Origin of the sequence: Serratia sp. PF-27 (assembly GCF_030053255.1) — a bacterium.
GTDB lineage: Bacteria > Pseudomonadota > Gammaproteobacteria > Enterobacterales > Enterobacteriaceae > Serratia > Serratia bockelmannii.
Genome location: NZ_JASGBT010000001.1, coordinates 1 through 18,495 on the forward strand (window position 1 = coordinate 1; position 18,495 = coordinate 18,495).

At 49.4% G+C, this 18,495-nt stretch carries 28 protein-coding genes; 21 read left to right on the plus strand and 7 right to left on the minus strand.

Annotation, left to right across the window (positions count from 1 at the left end):
• Positions 1-277 (minus strand): hypothetical protein (locus QMZ29_RS00005; RefSeq protein WP_283225633.1); only part of this gene is annotated, 277 nt, incomplete at its 3' end.
• Positions 278-570: 293 nt separating this feature from the next.
• Between QMZ29_RS00005 and QMZ29_RS00010 the strand changes: the two genes are divergently transcribed.
• Together QMZ29_RS00010 and QMZ29_RS00015 are read left to right on the plus strand one after the other, a co-directional pair.
• On the plus strand, positions 571-1,191 hold the full coding sequence (locus tag QMZ29_RS00010) for a ParA family protein (protein WP_197847341.1): 621 nt from the start codon (positions 571-573) through the stop codon (positions 1,189-1,191).
• A 50-nt stretch (positions 1,192-1,241) separates the two neighbouring features.
• Entirely contained in the window at positions 1,242-1,469 is a 228-nt protein-coding gene (locus QMZ29_RS00015; protein ID WP_197847342.1) for a hypothetical protein, read from the plus strand.
• Positions 1,470-1,833: 364 nt separating this feature from the next.
• On the opposite strand, the gene QMZ29_RS00020 is transcribed toward QMZ29_RS00015, so the two are convergent.
• On the minus strand, positions 1,834-2,163 hold the full coding sequence (locus tag QMZ29_RS00020) for a DUF7609 family protein (RefSeq protein ID WP_283225634.1): 330 nt from the start codon (positions 2,161-2,163) through the stop codon (positions 1,834-1,836).
• A gap of 479 nt (positions 2,164-2,642) precedes the next feature.
• Here QMZ29_RS00020 and QMZ29_RS00025 point away from each other — a divergent pair, with 479 nt between their 5' ends.
• From QMZ29_RS00025 to QMZ29_RS00055, 7 genes are all read left to right on the plus strand, one after another.
• Entirely contained in the window at positions 2,643-3,314 is a 672-nt protein-coding gene (locus tag QMZ29_RS00025) for a DNA methyltransferase (RefSeq protein WP_283225635.1), read from the plus strand.
• Positions 3,315-3,324: 10 nt separating this feature from the next.
• Positions 3,325-3,549, plus strand: coding sequence for a YubE family protein (locus QMZ29_RS00030; protein ID WP_151888119.1), 225 nt, complete (start codon positions 3,325-3,327; stop codon positions 3,547-3,549).
• A gap of 427 nt (positions 3,550-3,976) precedes the next feature.
• Positions 3,977-4,402 (plus strand): antirestriction protein, encoded by a 426-nt coding sequence (locus QMZ29_RS00035; protein ID WP_283225636.1) that lies wholly within the window; start codon positions 3,977-3,979, stop codon positions 4,400-4,402.
• Positions 4,403-4,483: 81 nt separating this feature from the next.
• The gene (locus QMZ29_RS00040) at positions 4,484-4,888 is read left to right on the plus strand and encodes a DUF1380 family protein (protein WP_283225637.1); all 405 of its coding nucleotides are present in this window, start codon (positions 4,484-4,486) and stop codon (positions 4,886-4,888) included.
• 627 nt (positions 4,889-5,515) lie between these two features.
• On the plus strand, positions 5,516-5,785 hold the full coding sequence (locus QMZ29_RS00045) for a hypothetical protein (RefSeq protein ID WP_283225638.1): 270 nt from the start codon (positions 5,516-5,518) through the stop codon (positions 5,783-5,785).
• Between the two features lie 84 nt (positions 5,786-5,869).
• Positions 5,870-6,115 carry a hypothetical protein gene (locus tag QMZ29_RS00050; RefSeq protein ID WP_283225639.1) on the plus strand — a complete coding sequence of 82 codons (246 nt, stop codon included), beginning with the start codon at positions 5,870-5,872 and terminating at the stop codon, positions 6,113-6,115.
• 56 nt (positions 6,116-6,171) lie between these two features.
• On the plus strand, positions 6,172-7,038 hold the full coding sequence (locus QMZ29_RS00055; RefSeq protein WP_283225640.1) for a DUF4942 domain-containing protein: 867 nt from the start codon (positions 6,172-6,174) through the stop codon (positions 7,036-7,038).
• A 329-nt stretch (positions 7,039-7,367) separates the two neighbouring features.
• Here the strand turns inward: QMZ29_RS00055 and QMZ29_RS00060 are convergent, their stop codons facing one another.
• Positions 7,368-7,838 (minus strand): lytic transglycosylase domain-containing protein, encoded by a 471-nt coding sequence (locus QMZ29_RS00060; protein WP_283225641.1) that lies wholly within the window; start codon positions 7,836-7,838, stop codon positions 7,368-7,370.
• 459 nt (positions 7,839-8,297) lie between these two features.
• Here QMZ29_RS00060 and QMZ29_RS00065 point away from each other — a divergent pair, with 459 nt between their 5' ends.
• Positions 8,298-8,696 (plus strand): relaxosome protein TraM, encoded by a 399-nt coding sequence (locus QMZ29_RS00065; RefSeq protein WP_283225642.1) that lies wholly within the window; start codon positions 8,298-8,300, stop codon positions 8,694-8,696.
• Positions 8,697-8,742: 46 nt separating this feature from the next.
• Here the strand turns inward: QMZ29_RS00065 and QMZ29_RS00070 are convergent, their stop codons facing one another.
• Genes QMZ29_RS00070 through QMZ29_RS00085 form a run of 4 tightly spaced genes read right to left on the minus strand, consistent with a single transcriptional unit; the run spans position 8,743 to position 12,677 of the window.
• Entirely contained in the window at positions 8,743-10,404 is a 1,662-nt protein-coding gene (locus tag QMZ29_RS00070) for an ATP-binding response regulator (RefSeq protein ID WP_283225643.1), read from the minus strand.
• Positions 10,401-10,868 carry a putative pterin-binding protein gene (locus tag QMZ29_RS00075; protein WP_283225644.1) on the minus strand — a complete coding sequence of 156 codons (468 nt, stop codon included), beginning with the start codon at positions 10,866-10,868 and terminating at the stop codon, positions 10,401-10,403. Before QMZ29_RS00075 ends, QMZ29_RS00070 begins: the two co-directional genes overlap by 4 nt.
• Positions 10,855-11,841 (minus strand): glycosyltransferase family 9 protein, encoded by a 987-nt coding sequence (locus QMZ29_RS00080; RefSeq protein WP_283225645.1) that lies wholly within the window; start codon positions 11,839-11,841, stop codon positions 10,855-10,857. Before QMZ29_RS00080 ends, QMZ29_RS00075 begins: the two co-directional genes overlap by 14 nt.
• Positions 11,838-12,677 carry a helix-turn-helix domain-containing protein gene (locus tag QMZ29_RS00085; protein WP_283225646.1) on the minus strand — a complete coding sequence of 280 codons (840 nt, stop codon included), beginning with the start codon at positions 12,675-12,677 and terminating at the stop codon, positions 11,838-11,840. Before QMZ29_RS00085 ends, QMZ29_RS00080 begins: the two co-directional genes overlap by 4 nt.
• Positions 12,678-12,906: 229 nt before the next feature.
• On the opposite strand from QMZ29_RS00085, the gene QMZ29_RS00090 reads away from it, so the two are divergent.
• From QMZ29_RS00090 to traV, 11 genes are all read left to right on the plus strand, one after another.
• Positions 12,907-13,104 carry a TraY domain-containing protein gene (locus tag QMZ29_RS00090; RefSeq protein ID WP_283225647.1) on the plus strand — a complete coding sequence of 66 codons (198 nt, stop codon included), beginning with the start codon at positions 12,907-12,909 and terminating at the stop codon, positions 13,102-13,104.
• A 98-nt stretch (positions 13,105-13,202) separates the two neighbouring features.
• Positions 13,203-13,505 carry a hypothetical protein gene (locus QMZ29_RS00095; RefSeq protein WP_149543229.1) on the plus strand — a complete coding sequence of 101 codons (303 nt, stop codon included), beginning with the start codon at positions 13,203-13,205 and terminating at the stop codon, positions 13,503-13,505.
• A gap of 10 nt (positions 13,506-13,515) precedes the next feature.
• The gene (traL, locus tag QMZ29_RS00100) at positions 13,516-13,812 is read left to right on the plus strand and encodes a type IV conjugative transfer system protein TraL (RefSeq protein WP_164120214.1); all 297 of its coding nucleotides are present in this window, start codon (positions 13,516-13,518) and stop codon (positions 13,810-13,812) included.
• A gap of 9 nt (positions 13,813-13,821) precedes the next feature.
• Positions 13,822-14,397: a TraE/TraK family type IV conjugative transfer system protein gene (locus QMZ29_RS00105; RefSeq protein WP_170853457.1), complete on the plus strand. Its 576-nt coding sequence runs from the start codon at positions 13,822-13,824 to the stop codon at positions 14,395-14,397.
• Positions 14,387-15,106, plus strand: a complete 720-nt coding sequence (locus QMZ29_RS00110; RefSeq protein ID WP_197848576.1) for a TraK domain-containing protein — start codon at positions 14,387-14,389, stop codon at positions 15,104-15,106. Before QMZ29_RS00105 ends, QMZ29_RS00110 begins: the two co-directional genes overlap by 11 nt.
• Positions 15,096-16,439: a TrbI/VirB10 family protein gene (locus tag QMZ29_RS00115; protein WP_197848577.1), complete on the plus strand. Its 1,344-nt coding sequence runs from the start codon at positions 15,096-15,098 to the stop codon at positions 16,437-16,439. Before QMZ29_RS00110 ends, QMZ29_RS00115 begins: the two co-directional genes overlap by 11 nt.
• Positions 16,439-16,798, plus strand: coding sequence for a hypothetical protein (locus QMZ29_RS00120; protein ID WP_283225648.1), 360 nt, complete (start codon positions 16,439-16,441; stop codon positions 16,796-16,798). The genes QMZ29_RS00115 and QMZ29_RS00120 overlap by 1 nt, the downstream gene beginning before the upstream one ends.
• Positions 16,773-17,237, plus strand: a complete 465-nt coding sequence (locus QMZ29_RS00125; protein WP_164120209.1) for a hypothetical protein — start codon at positions 16,773-16,775, stop codon at positions 17,235-17,237. Before QMZ29_RS00120 ends, QMZ29_RS00125 begins: the two co-directional genes overlap by 26 nt.
• Before the next feature lie 39 nt (positions 17,238-17,276).
• Positions 17,277-17,486, plus strand: coding sequence for a hypothetical protein (locus QMZ29_RS00130; protein ID WP_197848579.1), 210 nt, complete (start codon positions 17,277-17,279; stop codon positions 17,484-17,486).
• A gap of 52 nt (positions 17,487-17,538) precedes the next feature.
• Entirely contained in the window at positions 17,539-17,973 is a 435-nt protein-coding gene (locus QMZ29_RS00135) for a hypothetical protein (protein WP_197848580.1), read from the plus strand.
• The gene (traV, locus tag QMZ29_RS00140; protein ID WP_197848581.1) at positions 17,966-18,472 is read left to right on the plus strand and encodes a type IV conjugative transfer system lipoprotein TraV; all 507 of its coding nucleotides are present in this window, start codon (positions 17,966-17,968) and stop codon (positions 18,470-18,472) included. The genes QMZ29_RS00135 and traV overlap by 8 nt, the downstream gene beginning before the upstream one ends.
• Positions 18,473-18,495 lie beyond the last annotated feature (23 nt).

Genomic DNA, 18,495 nt, shown 5'->3' on the forward strand with positions numbered 1-18,495 from the left:
GGTCTGGCCACTCCCAGGCACGCATTGAGATGTCTTCGGCCAACATCCAGATGGACTCTGAATCCGGCACGTCTGGGGCATTTCCCGTCAGATCGTCGGTCATGAGTTCTTCCGCCATGCGGTGCAGAGTCCGTAGCTCTTCCTGCATCATCGTCACCCCGTGTGCCACCCTGTCGAGGTTATCGATGGCACGAAGAATGCGATCGGTATCAAAATCATCCTGGAACGCCTCGAAGGCGGTCTCATCCACGTAGCCGTAACGGGTTTTGATAGGCATCGGTGACCTCCGGTTTAGCCTGTCGTCAAATTGTAAATTCGTTTCTAATTGGGTCATATACGCACTTTATATGCCCTGCAGCAAGTTCGGCGTGAAATTCTGCGCACCCACCCGACCGGTATTCGATGGCTTTGAATTACCCTGCGTAAAACCATGATTTCATGTTGTCATGTTTTTATAGTGGTGCGGGTTTTGGATAAATTAGTCATTAAATCATGATTTAATGCTTTCATTTTTTTGTTGGTTGTGCCAATATCACTATGGTTAACATGAAATAATGAAAGGTTGATATCATGATTATATCGTGCATTGGTCAGAAAGGCGGTGGTTCTAAAAGCACAACAGCCAGAACATTAGCGGCGGGCTTTACCGAGGCCGGGTGGAAGACACATCTGGCGGATATCGATGAGAAACAACAGACCTCGCTTAAGTGGTGCAAGCGACGTGAGGATGCGGGGTTACCTACTATTGATTGTGGGTTGTATCGCAGGGTAGAGACAGCAGTAAAAATTAAAGATCAGTATCATCTCGTTATCATTGACGGACGTCCGGCGGCAGAGACCACGTCGCTGGATGTGGCAGTAGAATCTGACTTGGTACTGGTTTCGACAGGCACTACTGTTGATGACCTGGAGCCCTCTCTTGAACTGGCCAGAGAGTTAATTAAAAAAGGGATAAACAAAGACCGTATCGTATTTACAGTGGCCAAATCCCCTTCAGACGCTGAAGGTTTGAAAGCTCAAGAAACTATACGTGCATGGGGATTCCGTGTGCTTAATACCGTCATTCCTTTTAAGGCTGGATATGGCAGCGCGCTGGATGTTGGTCGAGCTTTATATGAAACGCCATTTAAGTCCCTGAACGCGACCGCCAAGGCTATGGTTGAGGAGGTTCATGATATCGTTAACTCATGATATCATGAATTCATTTTTTAATTATGTCATGCCAGCTTGAGAGGTTTGTAATGAAAGGTCCCAAGAATAGCATTAAACTCGCTCCCCCTCCTTCCAATGAACCTACACTGGATGTGACGGGCAAGGGAGCCCAACCTGATACTGAGGTTAAACCCATCCAGATAAAGGTCCCTGTCAATAAGCACAAAGAGATGAAAACTTACGCTGCTGAGCAAGGCATCACGATGACAGATATGTTGTTGGCCGGATATGATATGTTTCGCAAAAAAATGAATTAATGAAATCATGAATTCATGTTCCAATGGCGGTGTGAAATACAGATTATTGGCTAGCGTGTTAAGTCAATAATAAATACTGAACAAGAATATTTTACGCCGTCTCCTTCGATTGTTCAGGTACTGTCTTTGTTGTATAAGTGGATCAATACATGGTTATTAATCATTTTTTCATTAAATCATGATTTAATGTTTTTGTTTCTTTTCTATCTATTCTTGATATTCACTACTTGGATTTCCCTTTGCTATAGGGTTTATCCCATAGCGCAGTATCTTTATACCTTCCTTCGTCTCCTCGTGCGTACAGCTCGAGGAGTCGCCTATATTCCACCGGTTCTGTTGTTTCAGCCTGAAGCCGGCTGCGGGTTTACCGGCTGCGGGTGACGATGGCCTGGGCGAACAGGCGGCCTGACGGGTAGAGCACCAGGCTGCTCTCGATGTTGTAAACCTGGCCGGAGCGTTTGGCTGCAGCATGCATGGCCGGCACCAGCAGGCGCCTGGCGCGTTTTTTCAGGCTGTTGACGTCCTGGACTATTTGCCCGGCGGCGGTGTCAGGGGAGAGGGGCACTGAGTGGGTGTAGGACATGCCGGGCTCGAGCAGCACCATCATGGCCACCACGTGGGCAAACTCTTCGGTGCCGGTGTCGATAATCTCGTCTTCGATAATCTCAGGCCCAGCAGGCTGGTCGCTCATCATGTTGTCCCTCTCCGGTTGTTCTGTCTTTCGCGCAGTATCGCACAATCACGCGGCTGGGGCATCCGCTCCCGGCGGACGGACTGGCGCCGCGAGCGCCGCCCGCCCGTGAAGGTCAACCGCCACGCGCCGGGGCGCAAAGGTCGCCGGCATGGCCGGCCCTTCTCCGGCGGCTGCCGCGTCGCTTTGCATTTTTGCCTGCCTGTTGCCGTATCTGCGCTTCACCGGACGATGAACGGCCTTCAAAAAATGTTTCCCCCTGCAGCCCGATGACATATTGGCAGGCGCCGCATTCCGCGCGCCGGCGGGCAAGCCCGGCCTTCAAGCGGCTTTCGCGACATAAAATCGCCTCGGCAAGCCTCGTCTCTTTATTTCACGTCCGCTTGACGCGCAGCGACCCCTGCCGGCCATGACATCGGGCAGCAGGGAACGGTGGCCGTACCGGCCCCCTCCTGCACCCCTCGAATGGCGAGGTATTTCTTATGTCCCGATTTGTCCTGGGTGATTCCGTGCAGGTGATGGCTGGCTATCCGGCGAGCAGCATTGATTTTGTGTTGACCGACCCGCCGTACCTGGTGGGCTTCAAAGACCGCAGCGGCCGCAGTATCGCGGGTGACGTCAACGATGAGTGGGTGCAGCCGGCGTTTGCCGAGATGTTCCGGGTGCTCAAGCCCAATTCGCTGGCGGTGAGTTTTTATGGCTGGAACCGCGTCGATACCTTTATGACCGCCTGGAAGCGGGCCGGTTTTCGCGTGGTGGGGCACCTGGTCTTTACCAAGCGCTACGCCTCGAAATCGGCCTTTGTCGGCTACCAGCACGAATGCGCCTACATCCTGGCGAAAGGGCGCCCGCCGCTGCCGGCGCAGCCGCCGGCGGACGTGCAACCCTGGGAGTACACCGGCAACCGGCACCACCCGACCGAAAAGCCGGTGTCCATCCTGCAACCGCTGATTGAGACGTTCACGCCGCCGGGGGCGATTGTGCTCGACCCCTTCGCCGGCTCCGGTTCGACCTGCGTCGCCGCCTTCCAGGCCGGGCGGCGTTACATCGGCATCGAGCTGCTTGAGCAATATCACGCCATCGGCCGGCAGCGGCTGGCCGACCTGCAACGCGCGGCAGTGGCTGGCGCCACGCGCACCCCTACCGCCGCATGAGGACGCAAAGATGAAAAACTATGAGGGTCACGACGGGCTGCGCGCCGACATTGCGGCGCTGGCCGATGAGATGTGCGAGCTGCATCTGCGTCTACGGGGGCTGGTGAGTGCGTATTTCTGGAACAGCGACGTGCTGGCCGAGCGCCTGGCGGGTCATATCCTGCGGGACGCGCACGACCGTTACGTCGAGATCTACAAAGCGATTAACGAACTGGAACACCATTTCAAGGATTGAGCGACAGGAAACAGGCGATCGGGCGGGGTAACCTGCCCGGTGGTTTTGCGTGCGTTGCCTGCGCCCGCGTTGGCGCATCGAGCGCCGCGCGCACGCGACACCCCACCGCCACGCGGCACTTGCCGGCAGGCCGGCGCCGCAAAGGGCGCAGGCAGAGCCTGCCCACACCGCTTTAATCCTTTTCCTCTGACGCCCAGGTGTCGTGACGGCCAGAGCCGTACCCAAACGCTAGTCCGGCACGGTTGGGCCGCAAGGGTACGCTTCGCCGCCTCCTCACCCGTTCGCGCCCGTTACGGGCATTCAGCCGCGCAACGGGCTTGCGCTGCGGCTTGCGGTGGCGCCCCTGCTTCCCGCCCTCAAGGCCGGCCTTTCGAATGGGTACGGCACTGGCCGGTGCCGCAATCCCTGAACGTTTGGAGGTAGCCCCATGCAACAGAACACCGCGTTAAATCTGCACGTTTGTGAAGCTGACCGTCTGTCATTTCTGCCGTACCTGTTCGGCGACGATTACCTGCTGGCAGAAATGCAGGTTTACGCCACCGCCGACCGCTACCTGCCGCAGTACACCGGCGGCTTCTGGCACTTCATCATGTTGCCGGCGGGTGGCGGCTACATGGCGCCGGACTGCGACCGTGTGCTGGTGCTGAACGATGATAACGGGTTCGACAAGACCCTCAGCGGTGACGCTGCTGGCATTGTCGTGACGCTGCTTGCCATCAATCACCGCTGCTGGCTGCATCACGACCGGAACAAGGCGGGGCTGGTGCAACTCTTCATGCAGCGTGAGCAACAGCTTTACGACTATATCGACACCCATCCTGAACGCGCGGACATTTTGCGGGCGCTGGACTAGTCCATGCAGCGGGCGGCGCTGCCGCCTGCTGGTTTTTTTACTTATTAAATTCTTAATTAACTTAAATAATCAGAGGTGTGCATGTTTGGTACAGCGAAGGAAATCAGCGCGGAACTGTTTCGGGAATACCATTACGACGAACCGCTGGCGGTGCTGATATGGGATACGCAGTCGCTATGGTATGCGCTGGCGAAGTACAACCCCACCAATCTGGATGTGCTGGCCATCCTCGAGTCCATTGGCTGCATGGCGATTGATGACTATCAGCACAGCGGTGTCGGTCAACGTGATATCGAGGCAATGATGGTGTCCATCCAGGAGGCCCGCGACGCCACGCCGTGCGTGAGTGTCGATGCGCAGGCGCTGGAAACCGTGGTGTCACTGGCGGCACTGGCGATAGATGCCGATGACCCGCTCAGCAAGGAAGGCGAATTTATCGACGATATGGCCGCCATTGAGAAAGTGCGCACGGCGTTGAGGCGTTAAACCGCGTTCGGGCCGCTAATGAGGCGGCCTGCATGGGCTGAAGGAGAGGTCTTAGCGCGCGCAAACCCCTTCCCGCCGCCTGCGGCGGCCGGCAGGCGAGGACGTGCGGCTGCGCCGCCCGCTGTCGCTGCCGTTCGGGTCTGACTGACTATCCAGCTGCTGTTTTGCCTCTTCCTCTTCATCTTCCTGTTTGTCTTAACTTTCCTGGTGGTGTTCATTTGCGTGGTGGTCTGGGCGTCCGGTCGGCTGTCATGCTTCGCACAGAGCCGGCGTCGCCGTCTCTGCCCGGCCCTTCGGGCAGCGGGTTTCCATCCTGACGCAAGGGCACGCTTGCAGCGGCAAGATAGCCGCGCCGCGCCAGGCTCACCGCCCGGCGGTGCCGGGCTTCAAGGCCGCCCCGGCTTATCGCCGTGTCGGGTGTGTTCCTGCTCATCCGGCCCCGGAGGCACTCTCTCGTCAGCCCCTTACGCGGCCGCTTTTGTCGCACCGTCGCCCACGTGCCCGCAAGGGTAAATGGCACGCCGCGAGCGGCGCCCTTGCGTTCCCCCGTTCGCCGTCGCAACTCAGCTTTTTTGCCGCGCAAGGTTCCGACGAGAGATAGATAAACCACCCAGGAAGGAGAGCAGCATGAACACACGAAACGTCAACGTCAAAACCGCCACGAAGGCACACTCAAAGAGATATGGGCAACCCCGTTGGGAGATCATGTTTTTCGGCCAGAGTGCTAACGGATCAATTCCGATGTTTTCACGCGTGACCGCCCAAACAGCAGCAGAGGCAAAGGCGCGGTTTATTTCGCTGTTAAATCCGGTGAATGGGTATTTCCTCGGCGAGCCGGTACAAATTTCGGAAACAGAAATTAAGGAGGTCAACGGGGGCGGGGAAGCCCTGAATTGAAAAAGCAGGCTTGCGCCTGCTTCCTCATGCCGTGCTGGCTCGTGGAAAGTCAGTGCGGCTTCAATAACCGATTGGAGTAAATCTATGACTATTGAGTTTTCAATCATCGCACCCGCTGCGGGAAATGTACAGAGTGGCGTGAAAAAAAAGCACAAGCGTATCAAGCGGGATTGCATTGCTGCCAAAGACGTAAATTCCAGCGTTAAAGCATGGAGTCGTCATATTGTCAAAACGCATCGTAAAGGCCAGCGCGTGCATATTCCGGCGCTCAAGGGCAACGAGTTAGGGCAGTTGCTTCGCGCCCTGGAAATCAAACGGGCATACGCCTGATTAACCGACCGCCGCCCTATGGGTGGCGGTATTAATCGCATGGAAAGAGGTGAACCATGTCAACAACGACAGAGAACGGCGCGAGCACAATAGATACTATCGGCATCAACGACAATATGGGCGGCGATGTCATTCCTTCGGCAGCAATTGATGTCATTATCGCTCAGCGAAACTTGGGGTTAATTGAATTGAAAGCCGCAGCGGAAAAACTTCATGCAGCACTTTCTATTTTGCGCGAAGCAGGCAGTTACAGCTATCAACTCGATGAATATACCATCATTGAGAAGCTAAAAAGCAGGGCGGGTTTGAATGATTTTAACCGCACAGCACAAATCAATGTCGACCGCAGCATCTGGACGCGTCTGATGAATGAAACGGGGATGTTTACGCTGATGAGCCAAAAGCAGCGCGATAAATGGAATGAATCTCTGTATAGCGATAAATGCCCCGCCGTGACGCTGGACAATGTACTGGCAACATTCGAGGCATTAAACGCAACGAAAGCGGAAACGTTTGAGCAGGGTTTAATCGACGTTTTCCAGCGGCTATCGTGGGATTACAAGACGAACAATCCTTGCAGACTTGGCAAGAAGATCATCATCGAGCGGTTGGTATCACGATTCTATAGAGAAAGTTTTCGCGTAGAGGACAGGACCATTCAGGCAGTAGACGATCTGGCCAAAATATTCTTTATCCTGGATGGTCAAAGGGTGCCAGATGTTCGCGTGGGGGAAGGAGATCGATTTACAAACTTCTTTAACAGGGGAGAGGGGATCGGGGTCACTTGTGAATTAACCTATTTTACTGTCAGAGCTTATGCCAAAGGAACGGGGCACATTGAGTTTAACCGGTTAGACCTGGTAGAGCAGATCAACGATATATTAGCGAAACGGTTCCCGAATACATTGCCGGCCAGAGTATAACAAATAAGGCGGGGCTTACCCGCCATTCCATTATATTGCGCGCTGTTCCGCTTTTTCCCCATTGAGGGGAAACGCGAAATATCCCCCGCCCGCCCGTCAAAAACATTTATGTTTTTGACCCGTCCGCCCCCAGGGGCTCCCTTATTACCCCTGACGTGTTCCACGTCAGATTGGGATTGAAATACCATGCGGCCAGCCTTATACACATCCCCACAGGCAAAGTTATTTCACCTTGCCCCGGTGAAATAACCGCTCCCGTTCGTAACCGGTCAGGATAGGCCGGTTACTCACTGGCTTTATTGCGTGTGGATATGTGCATAAGGGCAGAGTCAGTTGATAGCAGGTGGTTTTAGTTTTCCACTTTTGATGTCTTTATAGATTCGGTCAATCTTCATTGCGTAGTTATATCTGTTAGATATGGTCTCCTGCCGATTTTTTACGCCGGCATTATACATACCCACTGCTAACCAACTCAGGCCGTATTGGTTGAAGTTGCGTCTTAATACGAGGGCGCCAACATGTATGCAAAGGCAGGGGTTATCTTTGAGTTGTTTTATCGATAGCAAGGGGTACTCTCGTTTGAAGCGATTGAGAGTGTTGGTGTTGATTTGCATGACGCAATGATCGGAGCTGAGGATTTTTCCCGTCTTGTCTCTGTTGTGATTGACCGCCGAGTTGTTAAAACCGGATTCTCTAAATGCGATGGCGCGGAGATAGTCCGGATCTATACGGTAATAATCCCCCGCGCGATTGAAACAATCTGCGCGTACGCTACCACTGAAGAAAACCGAAATTGCCATCAGTGCTGCCGCTATTCTACACATCATCGCAAGAGGCCCGTAAGGTATTAACTCAACGTAGGTTAATATTAACACAGGCATATATGTAAAACTAGATTTTTCACACCACATGCAAAAAAAATATTTTTGGATAATTCCTTTTTAAACAATGCGTTACTGTGTTCATTGTGTGATTTATATACTATTCGAGTCGTAACGATATGGTTCCGTGCAAGTAATTCCTGAAATACTGTGATGTAACATTTGAGTTATTGCATTTTAATCAATTGCATAGTGTAATTTAGTACCACGAAGTAACTTGGGAGTAACTGATAAATCTACGATATTGATACAATGATTACTTCCAAGCTCCTGCGAAGTTACTTGCTAGTTACTACGTGGTGTGCTATTGGTTACTTCAATCACATCGTTCATTGTATGAATCATAACTTTATTCGTTAAACTTTTGATAGGTAGACTATGGAAGAAATATCTAGAAGACCAAATCGAGTTAACCTTACAATACCTTATTCTTTCCTCGATGTGATAGACCGGCATGTCCAGGTTCGGCTCGATGATGGCGAGACGAGAGAGACAGCAAATAGGTCAGCTTTTGTAATGGAAATGTTTAAACTCGGATTAAGAGTTTATGAAAACAAAAAGGCTAAGGATGAAGGTCAACTTTCACTTGATGACAAGTTGAAAATGATAGCGCGTAACGTTCTGATATCATCATATTTGAGTGAGGCTATTTATCATGTAAATAAAGAAACTGCAGATTTGAGTAAAGTTAATAAGTCTGAACATTACTTAGATCCAGAGTTTTTGAGTATGGTAACAGAACGAATCAATGGAAAGTTAGCTGAATTTTTTAAATAAACGACTAATATAGAGCTACGGTTAATTGTAGCTCTTTTAAGTTTTTTCAGATCTTTTTTAAGATTGAAATGAGATCAGCTTTTCTTACCGGCTTACATAACCTGCCATGACTATTGACTTCATCTATTTGATGATAAGCAGATATGATAATAAACGGGGTCATCCAATTTGGCCCTTTACCCGATTTAATATTCTCAATTATTTCCAGTCCAGATAAATTAGGCATCTGTAAGTCTGTTATCACAAGGTCATATGGTACACGCCGTAACTTCCTCAACGCTGTATTTGGATCGTTTTCTTTGGTAACTACTTGACCTAATGAGTAGAGCATATCAGAGATAGTATTAAGTGTTTCAATATCATCATCAATTACAAGAATGCTTAGATTTTTCAGCGTTATAGTTTCATCTTCATTTTCTCGAGGAATGGGCCGTTCTAGTGGTATCTGAACAGGTAGCTTGATATTAAAATGTGTGCCTTTACCATATTTACTATCAACTGAAATTTGCCCATTCATTACGTCTGTTAGACCCTTGACTATGGCAAGGCCCATTCCAACTCCTGGTATTTCATTTGATGTAGTGCGATAAAATGGTGTAAATATATACTTAATTTTATCTGCTTTTATTCCGATACCTTCATCATAAATATCCAATGATAATAAGTTTTCTCTTTCTAGCGAAAATATAATTTTTTTGTTCTTATTTTTTGCGTATTTGAAAGAGTTGCTTACTAAGTTGTCTATGATTTGTGCTATTTTGTCCTTATCGGAATATAGATAAAGATGGTTATCCCCATCTACTAATATCTTCTCATTGGATGAGAATCGTATGTTGTTGTCTTGAATTACATTACTTATCAAATCATAAAGATTGAATGTTGTGTTATTTATAGGAGTTTCGTTTGAATCTATTTTCGCGTAGTCACTCAGGTCTTTCATTTGCCTTTCAATCTTCTCGGAAGCTCGTAACAGACGAAGGATGTTATCATTTTTTGATTGGGTATGTTCTTGCATCATTAAATCTATTGTCCCTATTATAACTTGAAGGGAAGACCTCATTTCATGTCCTAGTTTTCCAAGGAACGCATTTTTATTAAGCAGGTCGATGCTTTTAGATTTTAGATTGTTCTTTATTTCCAGTGTTCTGAACAATGTGATGATAATGATTACAAGTAATATAACATGTGACATTATAAGTGTGTTTCTGATTTTATCTCTCAGTGCTGTATATTCAGAAATAGATACATTTTTTTGACTTACAAGAGCGTGATCTGCAGAGTTAAGTATTTTCCTGGATATGTATATCAGAGTGTCAACATCTCTTTCAATTTTATTTGAAGTGTTTTTTTTACTTTCTATCTCTCGATCTATATCAGTGAGTTTTGATGTAAACTCTAACATTAATGGTTTGAAGTCATTTTCATAATACAAATACTTTGTTGATTCAGACCCCTCATTTAACACATATACTCGAGAAAATAGTATATCAATTTTTTTTGCTATTTCGTCATGTTTATTTTTTACTAAAGCGTCTCGTAACTCTATAGTCGATGTGTATAACTTAACTACTGACCAGGAGTAATTCTCTTGGGTACCTACATAAGAAATATATGCAGCTTTAGTAAGAGAGTTATATGTTACCCATGTCAAAGTGACTGTGACTATATAAAGTATGACGCAGGTTATGAAAATTAGATTTTTTTTCATTCTTTTAATCCCCATGAAATCGTTTTAACATGACGTACAAGTCTTGCAAAAACAAGCGGTGCATTTTGTAATTCATATGTTGAATCGATAGGGTATACTAAGAAAAAAGGTCCATCGTCTCTCATAGTCAACCTTATCCCATCTGCTTCATAGGCTACAATTGGATTGTAAGTGATAACGTCTGTATGGGGTATCATTGCGCAATAATCATCAAAAGCACACAGTTGAAGATCGTCAGAATGAAAATCAAGCAAAGAAAGAATGTCTGACAAGAAGTATCCTTTATAAGTTCTAGACTCCCGCCAGGGTGTGCTAGTTTCAATTGTATGAGTTGAAAGTTTTTGAAGTTCTTTGACATTTAATTCGTAAGTGTACATGAATACATTTTTTTCTAATGCAAATGCTGTTGATGGTATTGAGATCGATAAGATTGCAAACAGAAGAGCTACATTAAAAGTATTCATCAAATGCCTTTCTAATCTTTTGAATAATCATGGGATTGTCAGTTTGGTGGATGTAATCAATTTCATTATTGCCAATGTATATTGGTTCGCAGTTTGTGTAATACTTAGTCCTAAGCTCTGGTCTTATAGTTGTAAAAATTGATTGACAAGGTTTATCGAAGCCTGCAGCAATATGTAGAGCTGCGGAATCGACGGTTAGTAAGAAATCACAAAATGCTATTGATTTAATAAAGTCAGAGGTTGTTCTAACCAAGTCGCCAATATATTTATATCCAGGAGTGACAAGTTTTGAAAATCCCAGAACCTGCTTTTTATGTTTTTTTGATAAATGTTTAATAAGTTTTTCATGATGGTTATCTGGGATGCTTCTCACTGGAGTGCTTGCATAAGGAGCGAATAGAACATAGTTACCATCAAATTTAAAATTTGATTCAATGGCAATTTCTTTCAAAAAATGGTTTTTTTTGAACTCTGAGTTTTTTATAAACCCTAAACCCATTGACTCGAAGAAATAGTCGTGCATTTCAATTGAGTCAAAGAGTTTTCTGTATATTTGATTTCCCATATCAATTGTTATACCATCTTCAAGCCTTTCTAATCTTTGTGGCATATACTTGATAGATTTGAATATGTTATCACTTAATAATTTATATAGATCTTCCACCATAGCAGGTGCGCTCTTAGGCCTTATTATATGTATATCAAGTTCCTCGTTCATTTTCTTCATAGCATGCAAGCAGGATATACCTACTATTGAATCGCCAAGCGTAACGCCCATGCCATTGATTATATTAATATTTTTGATTTTTTTGATATCAATCTCGAATTTACTTAAAGCATAGTTAAATATGCGAGGATCTTTTAATAGGCTTATCCCCATTGGTTTTGTCTGGTCTTTATCCAGATCATAAGAACTACAAATATAACCGTTATCACAGATAAGACTTCCGGGGAAATTGTTATAGTTTTTCATTTTTTTGCCCCAAAGTATCTGTTAATAACAGAATTTATAACATCAAGTCTGATTGGTTTCTCATATGGACCTACTACATCATACTTCGAGATGGCATAACTTATGTCTGAGTCAATTTTTCTGCCTGACTGCCCGGTAAGTATAATTATCAATGAGTCACTATTAAGCCTGTTTCTAATATCTTCTACTACTTCAAGGGCGCTGTTATTACCTATCAGCCAGTCCAGTATATATACATCGTACACATCAAAGGCATTTGCCTTAAGCATGGAGCTAATACTATTAAATTCTTCGGTTCTAATGTCCTGCATATTTAGTAAAAGTGATTGCGATATGGTTTTTGTTATATCTTTGTCATCGTCCAATATAGCTACTTTTTTTCTCGTTGCTCTATTTTTAGGTTTTATTGATATTAATCTCACTTCTCTGGTGTCGTCAATTCTTGTATTATAGATGTCAAGGTCACAGGTTCTTACGATGGTCCATTTTTCATTTATTTTTATTGCAGCAAGTGCTGAATCGTTATCAGCAGGTTTATTCCCCAATATCAGATTGCAACTTAATTTTTCACTATTAAACTCTATTGATGAAGTAACTAACTCTTGGTCTTCTCCTTCTACAATAGCAAAAAAGTCACTAAGACTGACTTCTAGCTTTTGACAAATTGTCGAGATTTGAACAACATCCCAAGGTGAAATATCCTTTAATTTTCTAAGAGCTTGAGGTTGAGATATGTTTAGGCTGCTCTTTATATATTCGACCTGCTTGTGCTTAATTATTCCATTTTTTGACATCAAAGCTCTAAGCGCTTTCCCAATTTTAAATGTAGAGTTCATCTTTATTATTCTCCTTCGTTTTGTTTCTTGAAGTGTAAGTTAAACCTCCTAAAAGATCTATAAAACAGATAGTTAACAGATATTCTAATCATTATAAGCCTGTTGTCTTTGATAAAGATGCACTAGGTGATGCTTATATGTAAAATGTAGTCTTTACATGCATTTGTTTGGGTGCTATAAAATCCTTGGTACAGTTCAGTCTCGGCCTCAACTCAATGGTCATATTGAAATGAATAAATCAGAATTAAATCATGATTTTAGAGAGGTTACCCTCACTATAAAAATCACTTCGAGGGTAAATGCGCTCCTTTCTCGTTCGGCTGAGCGCTCAGGGCGCACCAAGCGTCAGGAAGCCTTGTTGAGACTTGAAGACCACCTCAATGAGTTTGTTGATATTGCTGCCACCGGGAAAAGATTTAGCAGGTGACTATTTTAGTTGTAAATAAAAGGAGGTCCATTACCCAGAGTCTTTAATCAGTTATACGCATATTCATTTTTTATTTCGTTAACCTTGAGGATTTTGCCATGCAAGGAAAAGTGGCTTTGTACCTGAAGAACCCGCTCTTTTTGGGTGCGGTAGCTATGACTGTACTCATGCTGGCGCTGATGTTAATGCCGGCTACTGAAGCTTATGCCAAGGATTATTTTGCCAAGGCTAAAGGGGATGTGAAAGCGACATTCGGCGCCGGGAGTGCGGTTGTTTACGTTATTTATTTCGTCGAAATGCTGGCGGCGTTGTGGATGTTTATTAAGTCGAAAAGCCCGGCGGTATTCATCGGTATCGTTGCCGTCCTGCTGTTCGTTAACGTCGTAACTGGCTTGTTTTAACGGGTGAACTATGGAACAGCGTAACCGGTATGTCTTTCCGGCTACGCTTTCCGAAGCAAAGCGTTGGTTTGGATTGCCCCGCGACGAATTTGTTCTCTATATACCGCTGTGCGCGCTGACCATCTTCGTCAATATGTGGATTTTCGGTCCAACGGTTTTTGCGGCTTTTTTCGGAATGCGTGCCTTAAAGAGAGGGAAGGGCTCCAGCTATATGCTTAGCCTTGCCTATTGGTTCCTGCCTACCAGCTGGCTTCGACTTTTTGTTGATGTATTGCCAGAAAGCTACAAACGTCACTGGATACCCTGAGGTCACCCCATGGAATATAACCTGAAGTCCCGCCGTGACCGCAATCTGGCACTGGCGTTGGTGATTATGCTTATTATCGCCGCTATCAGCGGACTGCTGGCGCATCGGCTTTATTCCGATAACCGTGCGCTCACCAACGCGCTGCTCAATAACCGCCAACTGATTATTTTACCGATGAGCGCCAACAGCGAATTCGGGTTTGTGGGGGAGCGCGGTGATGCGCGCTACCTGCGTTTGATGGCGCTGAGCCTGGTCAATTTACGCCTCAACATCTCCAGCGAGACGGCTGATGCCGCGCACAAGCTGCTGATAGCCTACGCCTGCGAAGGGCAAAAGAAAGTGCTCGAACCGGCCCTCAGTGCGGAGAGAAAGAGTATTGCCATGAATGAAGGCAGCTCGGTTTTCTATCCCAACAAAATTCAGGTCAATGCAGACAAGGGCATCGTTGATGTCGCCGGCAATCTGCAGTTCACCTACGGCATGAACGATGTCCGGCCCGTTGAGAAAAAATATCGCATTCGCCTGGACACACGCAATGACGGCATGTGCTTCAACGCCTTTGTGGAGGTGCCCGTTGAACAGTAAATCCCTGGTGATTTCCGCTGCGCTGTTTGCCTTCGCCGCGCAGGCTCAGGAAGTGGATATCAACCCCAATGCACGCGTTGCGGTCACCGTCAGCACCACCGACCCCAACTACATCACCGTGAACGATGACCGGGTAAAAGGCATTCTGGCCACCCGCGGTGTCATCACGCAGCAGGCCGTCAACGATGCCGGCGGGCTGGTGTTCGCGACGGTTCACGACAAGCCCTTCACGCTTTATGTCACGACCGAAAGCGGCTTCACTTTTTCGCTTTACGCCACGCCACGCCGGCAGGCCGGGTTGTCGCTCATCGTCAACAACAAGGCCATTCGTGGCACGGCGCAGGCCAGTGCCTGGGAAGTCGATAAGCCCGGGTACAGTGAGCTGATTTCTCAGCTTGTCTCGCGTTTTGTCAATAACGACATGCCGACAGGGTTTGTCTACACCAAGAACCGTGAGGTGCCGTTGTCCGCGTCGGTTCTGCAGGCATTTGGGGTGCGCCCTGTATCAGCCTGGCAGGGTGACCGGCTGCGTATCGTCCGGCTGGATATCACCAATCGCAGCGCAGGGCGCATCGAACTCAACGAGCGTTATCTCTGGAGCAAGGGGGTCATGGCCGTCTCTTTCTGGCCGCAGCTTGATGTCATTTCACCCGGCGTGACCGTCTCGGCCATTGTGGTGTTGAAGGAGGGCGGCGTAGATGAACATTAACCGTTGGGTCAAGGGAAAGCAGCAGAAACTGTTTACCGTCATCATCGCCGGCGTCGTCGTTTTCGTTGCGCTGCTCTGGTATCTCAACAAATCCACCGGGGGCGGCGCAGCTGGCGCCGATGACGCTGCGGGTGGTGAAGTGCCCGCTGAACCAGACCTGACCGGTCAGGTGGTGAACACGTTTGAAGGCGCACAGGGTGGCGTGCTTTTGGATTCGCAGCAGCGAGAAAGGGAAGCCAACAAGGCCGTCGCCGACCTGAAGGACATGGTGGCTGACTTCAACAAAAAACTCAGTGACGTCAACAGCGAGAATGCCGAGCTGAAAGGCCGTATCGACGACATGCTTACGCAGATGCAGGCGCTCAAGTCGAAAGAACAAACCACCGCGCCGGCGGCAGCGGCCGGGCAGGGCCAGCCAGCTGCCCAGTACCGTCTTCAGCCCCCGCCCGTAGCGCGCGGGCAGCTCGATAACTTCACTTTTGATTACAGCAAGGTCGACGCGGCAAAAAAGCCCAGGCCCGATAGTTTCTATGTGCCGTCAGGCACGTTTTCCAACGCCATCATTCTCGAAGGCGCCGACGTCAACGCGTCCGTTTCCGGGGAAGATCACCTCAAGCCGATGCAGTTCAAGCTGACCGGCATGGCGCACCTGCCCAACAACAAGCGCCTGGGCAAGCTCGACAACTGCTTTGTGACCGCCGGCGCTTTCGGTGATGTCTCCAGTGAACGTGCAGAGGTGCGCGTCAAATCGCTCTCCTGCGTGGTCGGTGACAAGCATATCGATATGGAAGTGAAGGGGCACGCGGTGTTCTACGGCAAGGCCGGCATCAAGGGTGTGCCCGTGATGCGCAACGGCAAAATCCTCGGCCTGGCCTTTGGGGCCGGCGCGCTGTCAGGCATTGGCCAGAGCGTTCAGCAGGTGGGGCAGACCGTTGCCGGCGTGGGGGCAACTTCAACCATATCCGGCGGCGACGTGGCCCGCGCCGGTCTGGGTGGCGGCGCCAGTACGGCGGCCACCAAGCTGGCCGACTACTACATCCAGCGGGCCGAGCAGTACCACCCGATTATCCCGATTGGCGCCGCCAACCGCGTGGAAATCGTGTTTACCGAAGGTTTCAGGGCGTCGTTTATCGAAGACCAGGAAGCGAGTGAGCAGGCGGTGCAAAAAGGCGCGGCAACCCACACTGCAGATACGACCACCGCCGCGCAGGGAAACAGCGACCTGCCACCGGAGCTTATCGGCAAGCTCGGTGACGCCGAGTCCCTGCAAATCAATGATTTTATCACCCCGACGGGGCCGCAAGGCGGCAAACCGTCACAAGGAGGAAATTGATGCGTTCATTTACTTATCTGGCACTCATTGGCGTTGTGGCTTTCGCGTCCTGGGCTGGTTATAACGCCGGCGTAACCGTAGCAGCAAATGACGCGGCCAAGTCTACGCAGCAAACGGCAACTCTACTGAATGAGAGTGAGCTTCACGAAGTAGCCGCGGGCGACGAAATAGTGCGTGAGGTGCAGAACGCTGCCGACTCGGAAACGCAGTCGCTCTTGCAGGCGCAGTTGGAGGTCATGCGTGAACAGCTGGCAGAGACCAAGGTCATGCAGAGCAGGCTGCAGGTAATTTCCTCCGCCTGTGAAACAGCGAAAGCAACCGAAGGTGAAACCCATGAGTCCCTCCGTGATGGCCAATGAGCAGCGTAACAGGCTGAACCAAATCGGACGACTTGGCCGGCGATATGCGCGCTTCGAAAAGTTCAGTCAAAGATCGCTCATCGTCGCCGCTTTGGCCACGTTGGCCTACGTGGCCCTTGTTGGTCTGGTGGTGAGCGAGCAGGTGGCGTCCTTACGGGATTTTATCGTAATGCTGCGTTCGCCTGATTCGGACCCTTTGGTCATGCACAGTCAGTACTTTTTGTGCGCGATTGCGCTTTGGGCGGTTCTGGCTCTGGGGGTGCAAGCCCAGATCAGACGAAAAATTACGGTCTTGCTGGCGCACTACGTTCCCCGGAGACCGGAGTGGCACCAGGCGTTACTGGAGCTTGCTCACGAAGACAGACTGACGCCCCGCCAACTTTTGACATGGGTGAGAGAAGAGGCCTGGCTTCTGCAAAGCGATTCTGAACGTGCGTAAGCAACGGCATTCATATAGGAAAACGGAGGGCGCAGCCCAATGCACCAACACAAAAATTACGATACCGGCCTGTCCACGATGCTGACGAGTGCGCCGCACAACATGGCTATCTCCGGGACGTGCGGCGTCGGGGTTAGCACTCTACCGGATGCGTTGATCGTCGATGGTGATATGCAGCGCCGATGGATTATTGAGATCGGCCAGACGCCGCACGCCGATGACGCTGCAGCTGAAAACTCCGCTCTGTAGCCACTCTATTTTACTGGCCTCCGGAAAGGACGCCATCAACGGGAGTTACACCATGAATATTCTCGGTATCACAACCAGCCCAAAATCTCGCCAGCTGTTTGCGAGCGATTGGAAGTATCATCGTGGCGCTCTGGCGCTGCGCATTATTGAGCAGGTATCGCTGGCGATATTGATCACTTTTCTTATCGTCATGGCGCTGATGGGCGTGTTAATGGTCGCTCAACCGGTTCTCCATGGCGCCGATACGCTCTTTGCTGACCACTTGCCTCCTGAAGCGTTGGCGTCAGGGTTTCGAACCTTCACCCTGGCGGCGTTGTGCTTTGGCATTTACTGCCTGATGGTGAAGTTCTCCCACGACTATTACTTCGCCGCCGAGCTTGGCTACGACAGCGTGTTCGACTACGACCTTAGCCGCAAATCCTCTGCGCGCCTTCGCGTTTTGCGCGCACGTCAGCAGGCGGCGCAGGAGGGCCGGAACGATGCGTAAGGCTCTGGTGTTTCTTCCCTTGATTCTGACAGGCTGCGCAGGCATGAACTCCGAGTTCGAGTTCGACAAGCCGGCGCGGGATACCGGCGTCTGGATGTCTCAGGCTGACGAAATGACCTCTGCATCCGCTGGTAAGCTCGGTAACGTCGGAGGCAAGGGCCTCAACCTCGCCGGCTATCGGCTGATAGATACCGGGCATGTGCGGCTGGATGTTCAGCCGGCACTGGCAGGGGGCGTTGCGGCGCTTGCGCGCACCGTCGCGGGTTCATCGGTGTTTACGTCGACGTCGCAGGCCCGTTCCGGCGTGGCTGTTCCCGCCGACACCGGCGTCTCATGCAACAGCCCGCGCTGCTATCCCGAACCCGCGTCGGCGTTTCGCCGGCCCGATGGCGTGGCCCGCATCTGGATAGCCCCCTACGTTTCTCCCGATGACAACGTCCATATGGGCGAGGTCGTTTATACCGTCACCAAGCCTGCCAACTGGCACGGCGTGTTGTGAGGTCTGATGCATGAAGTTCGACC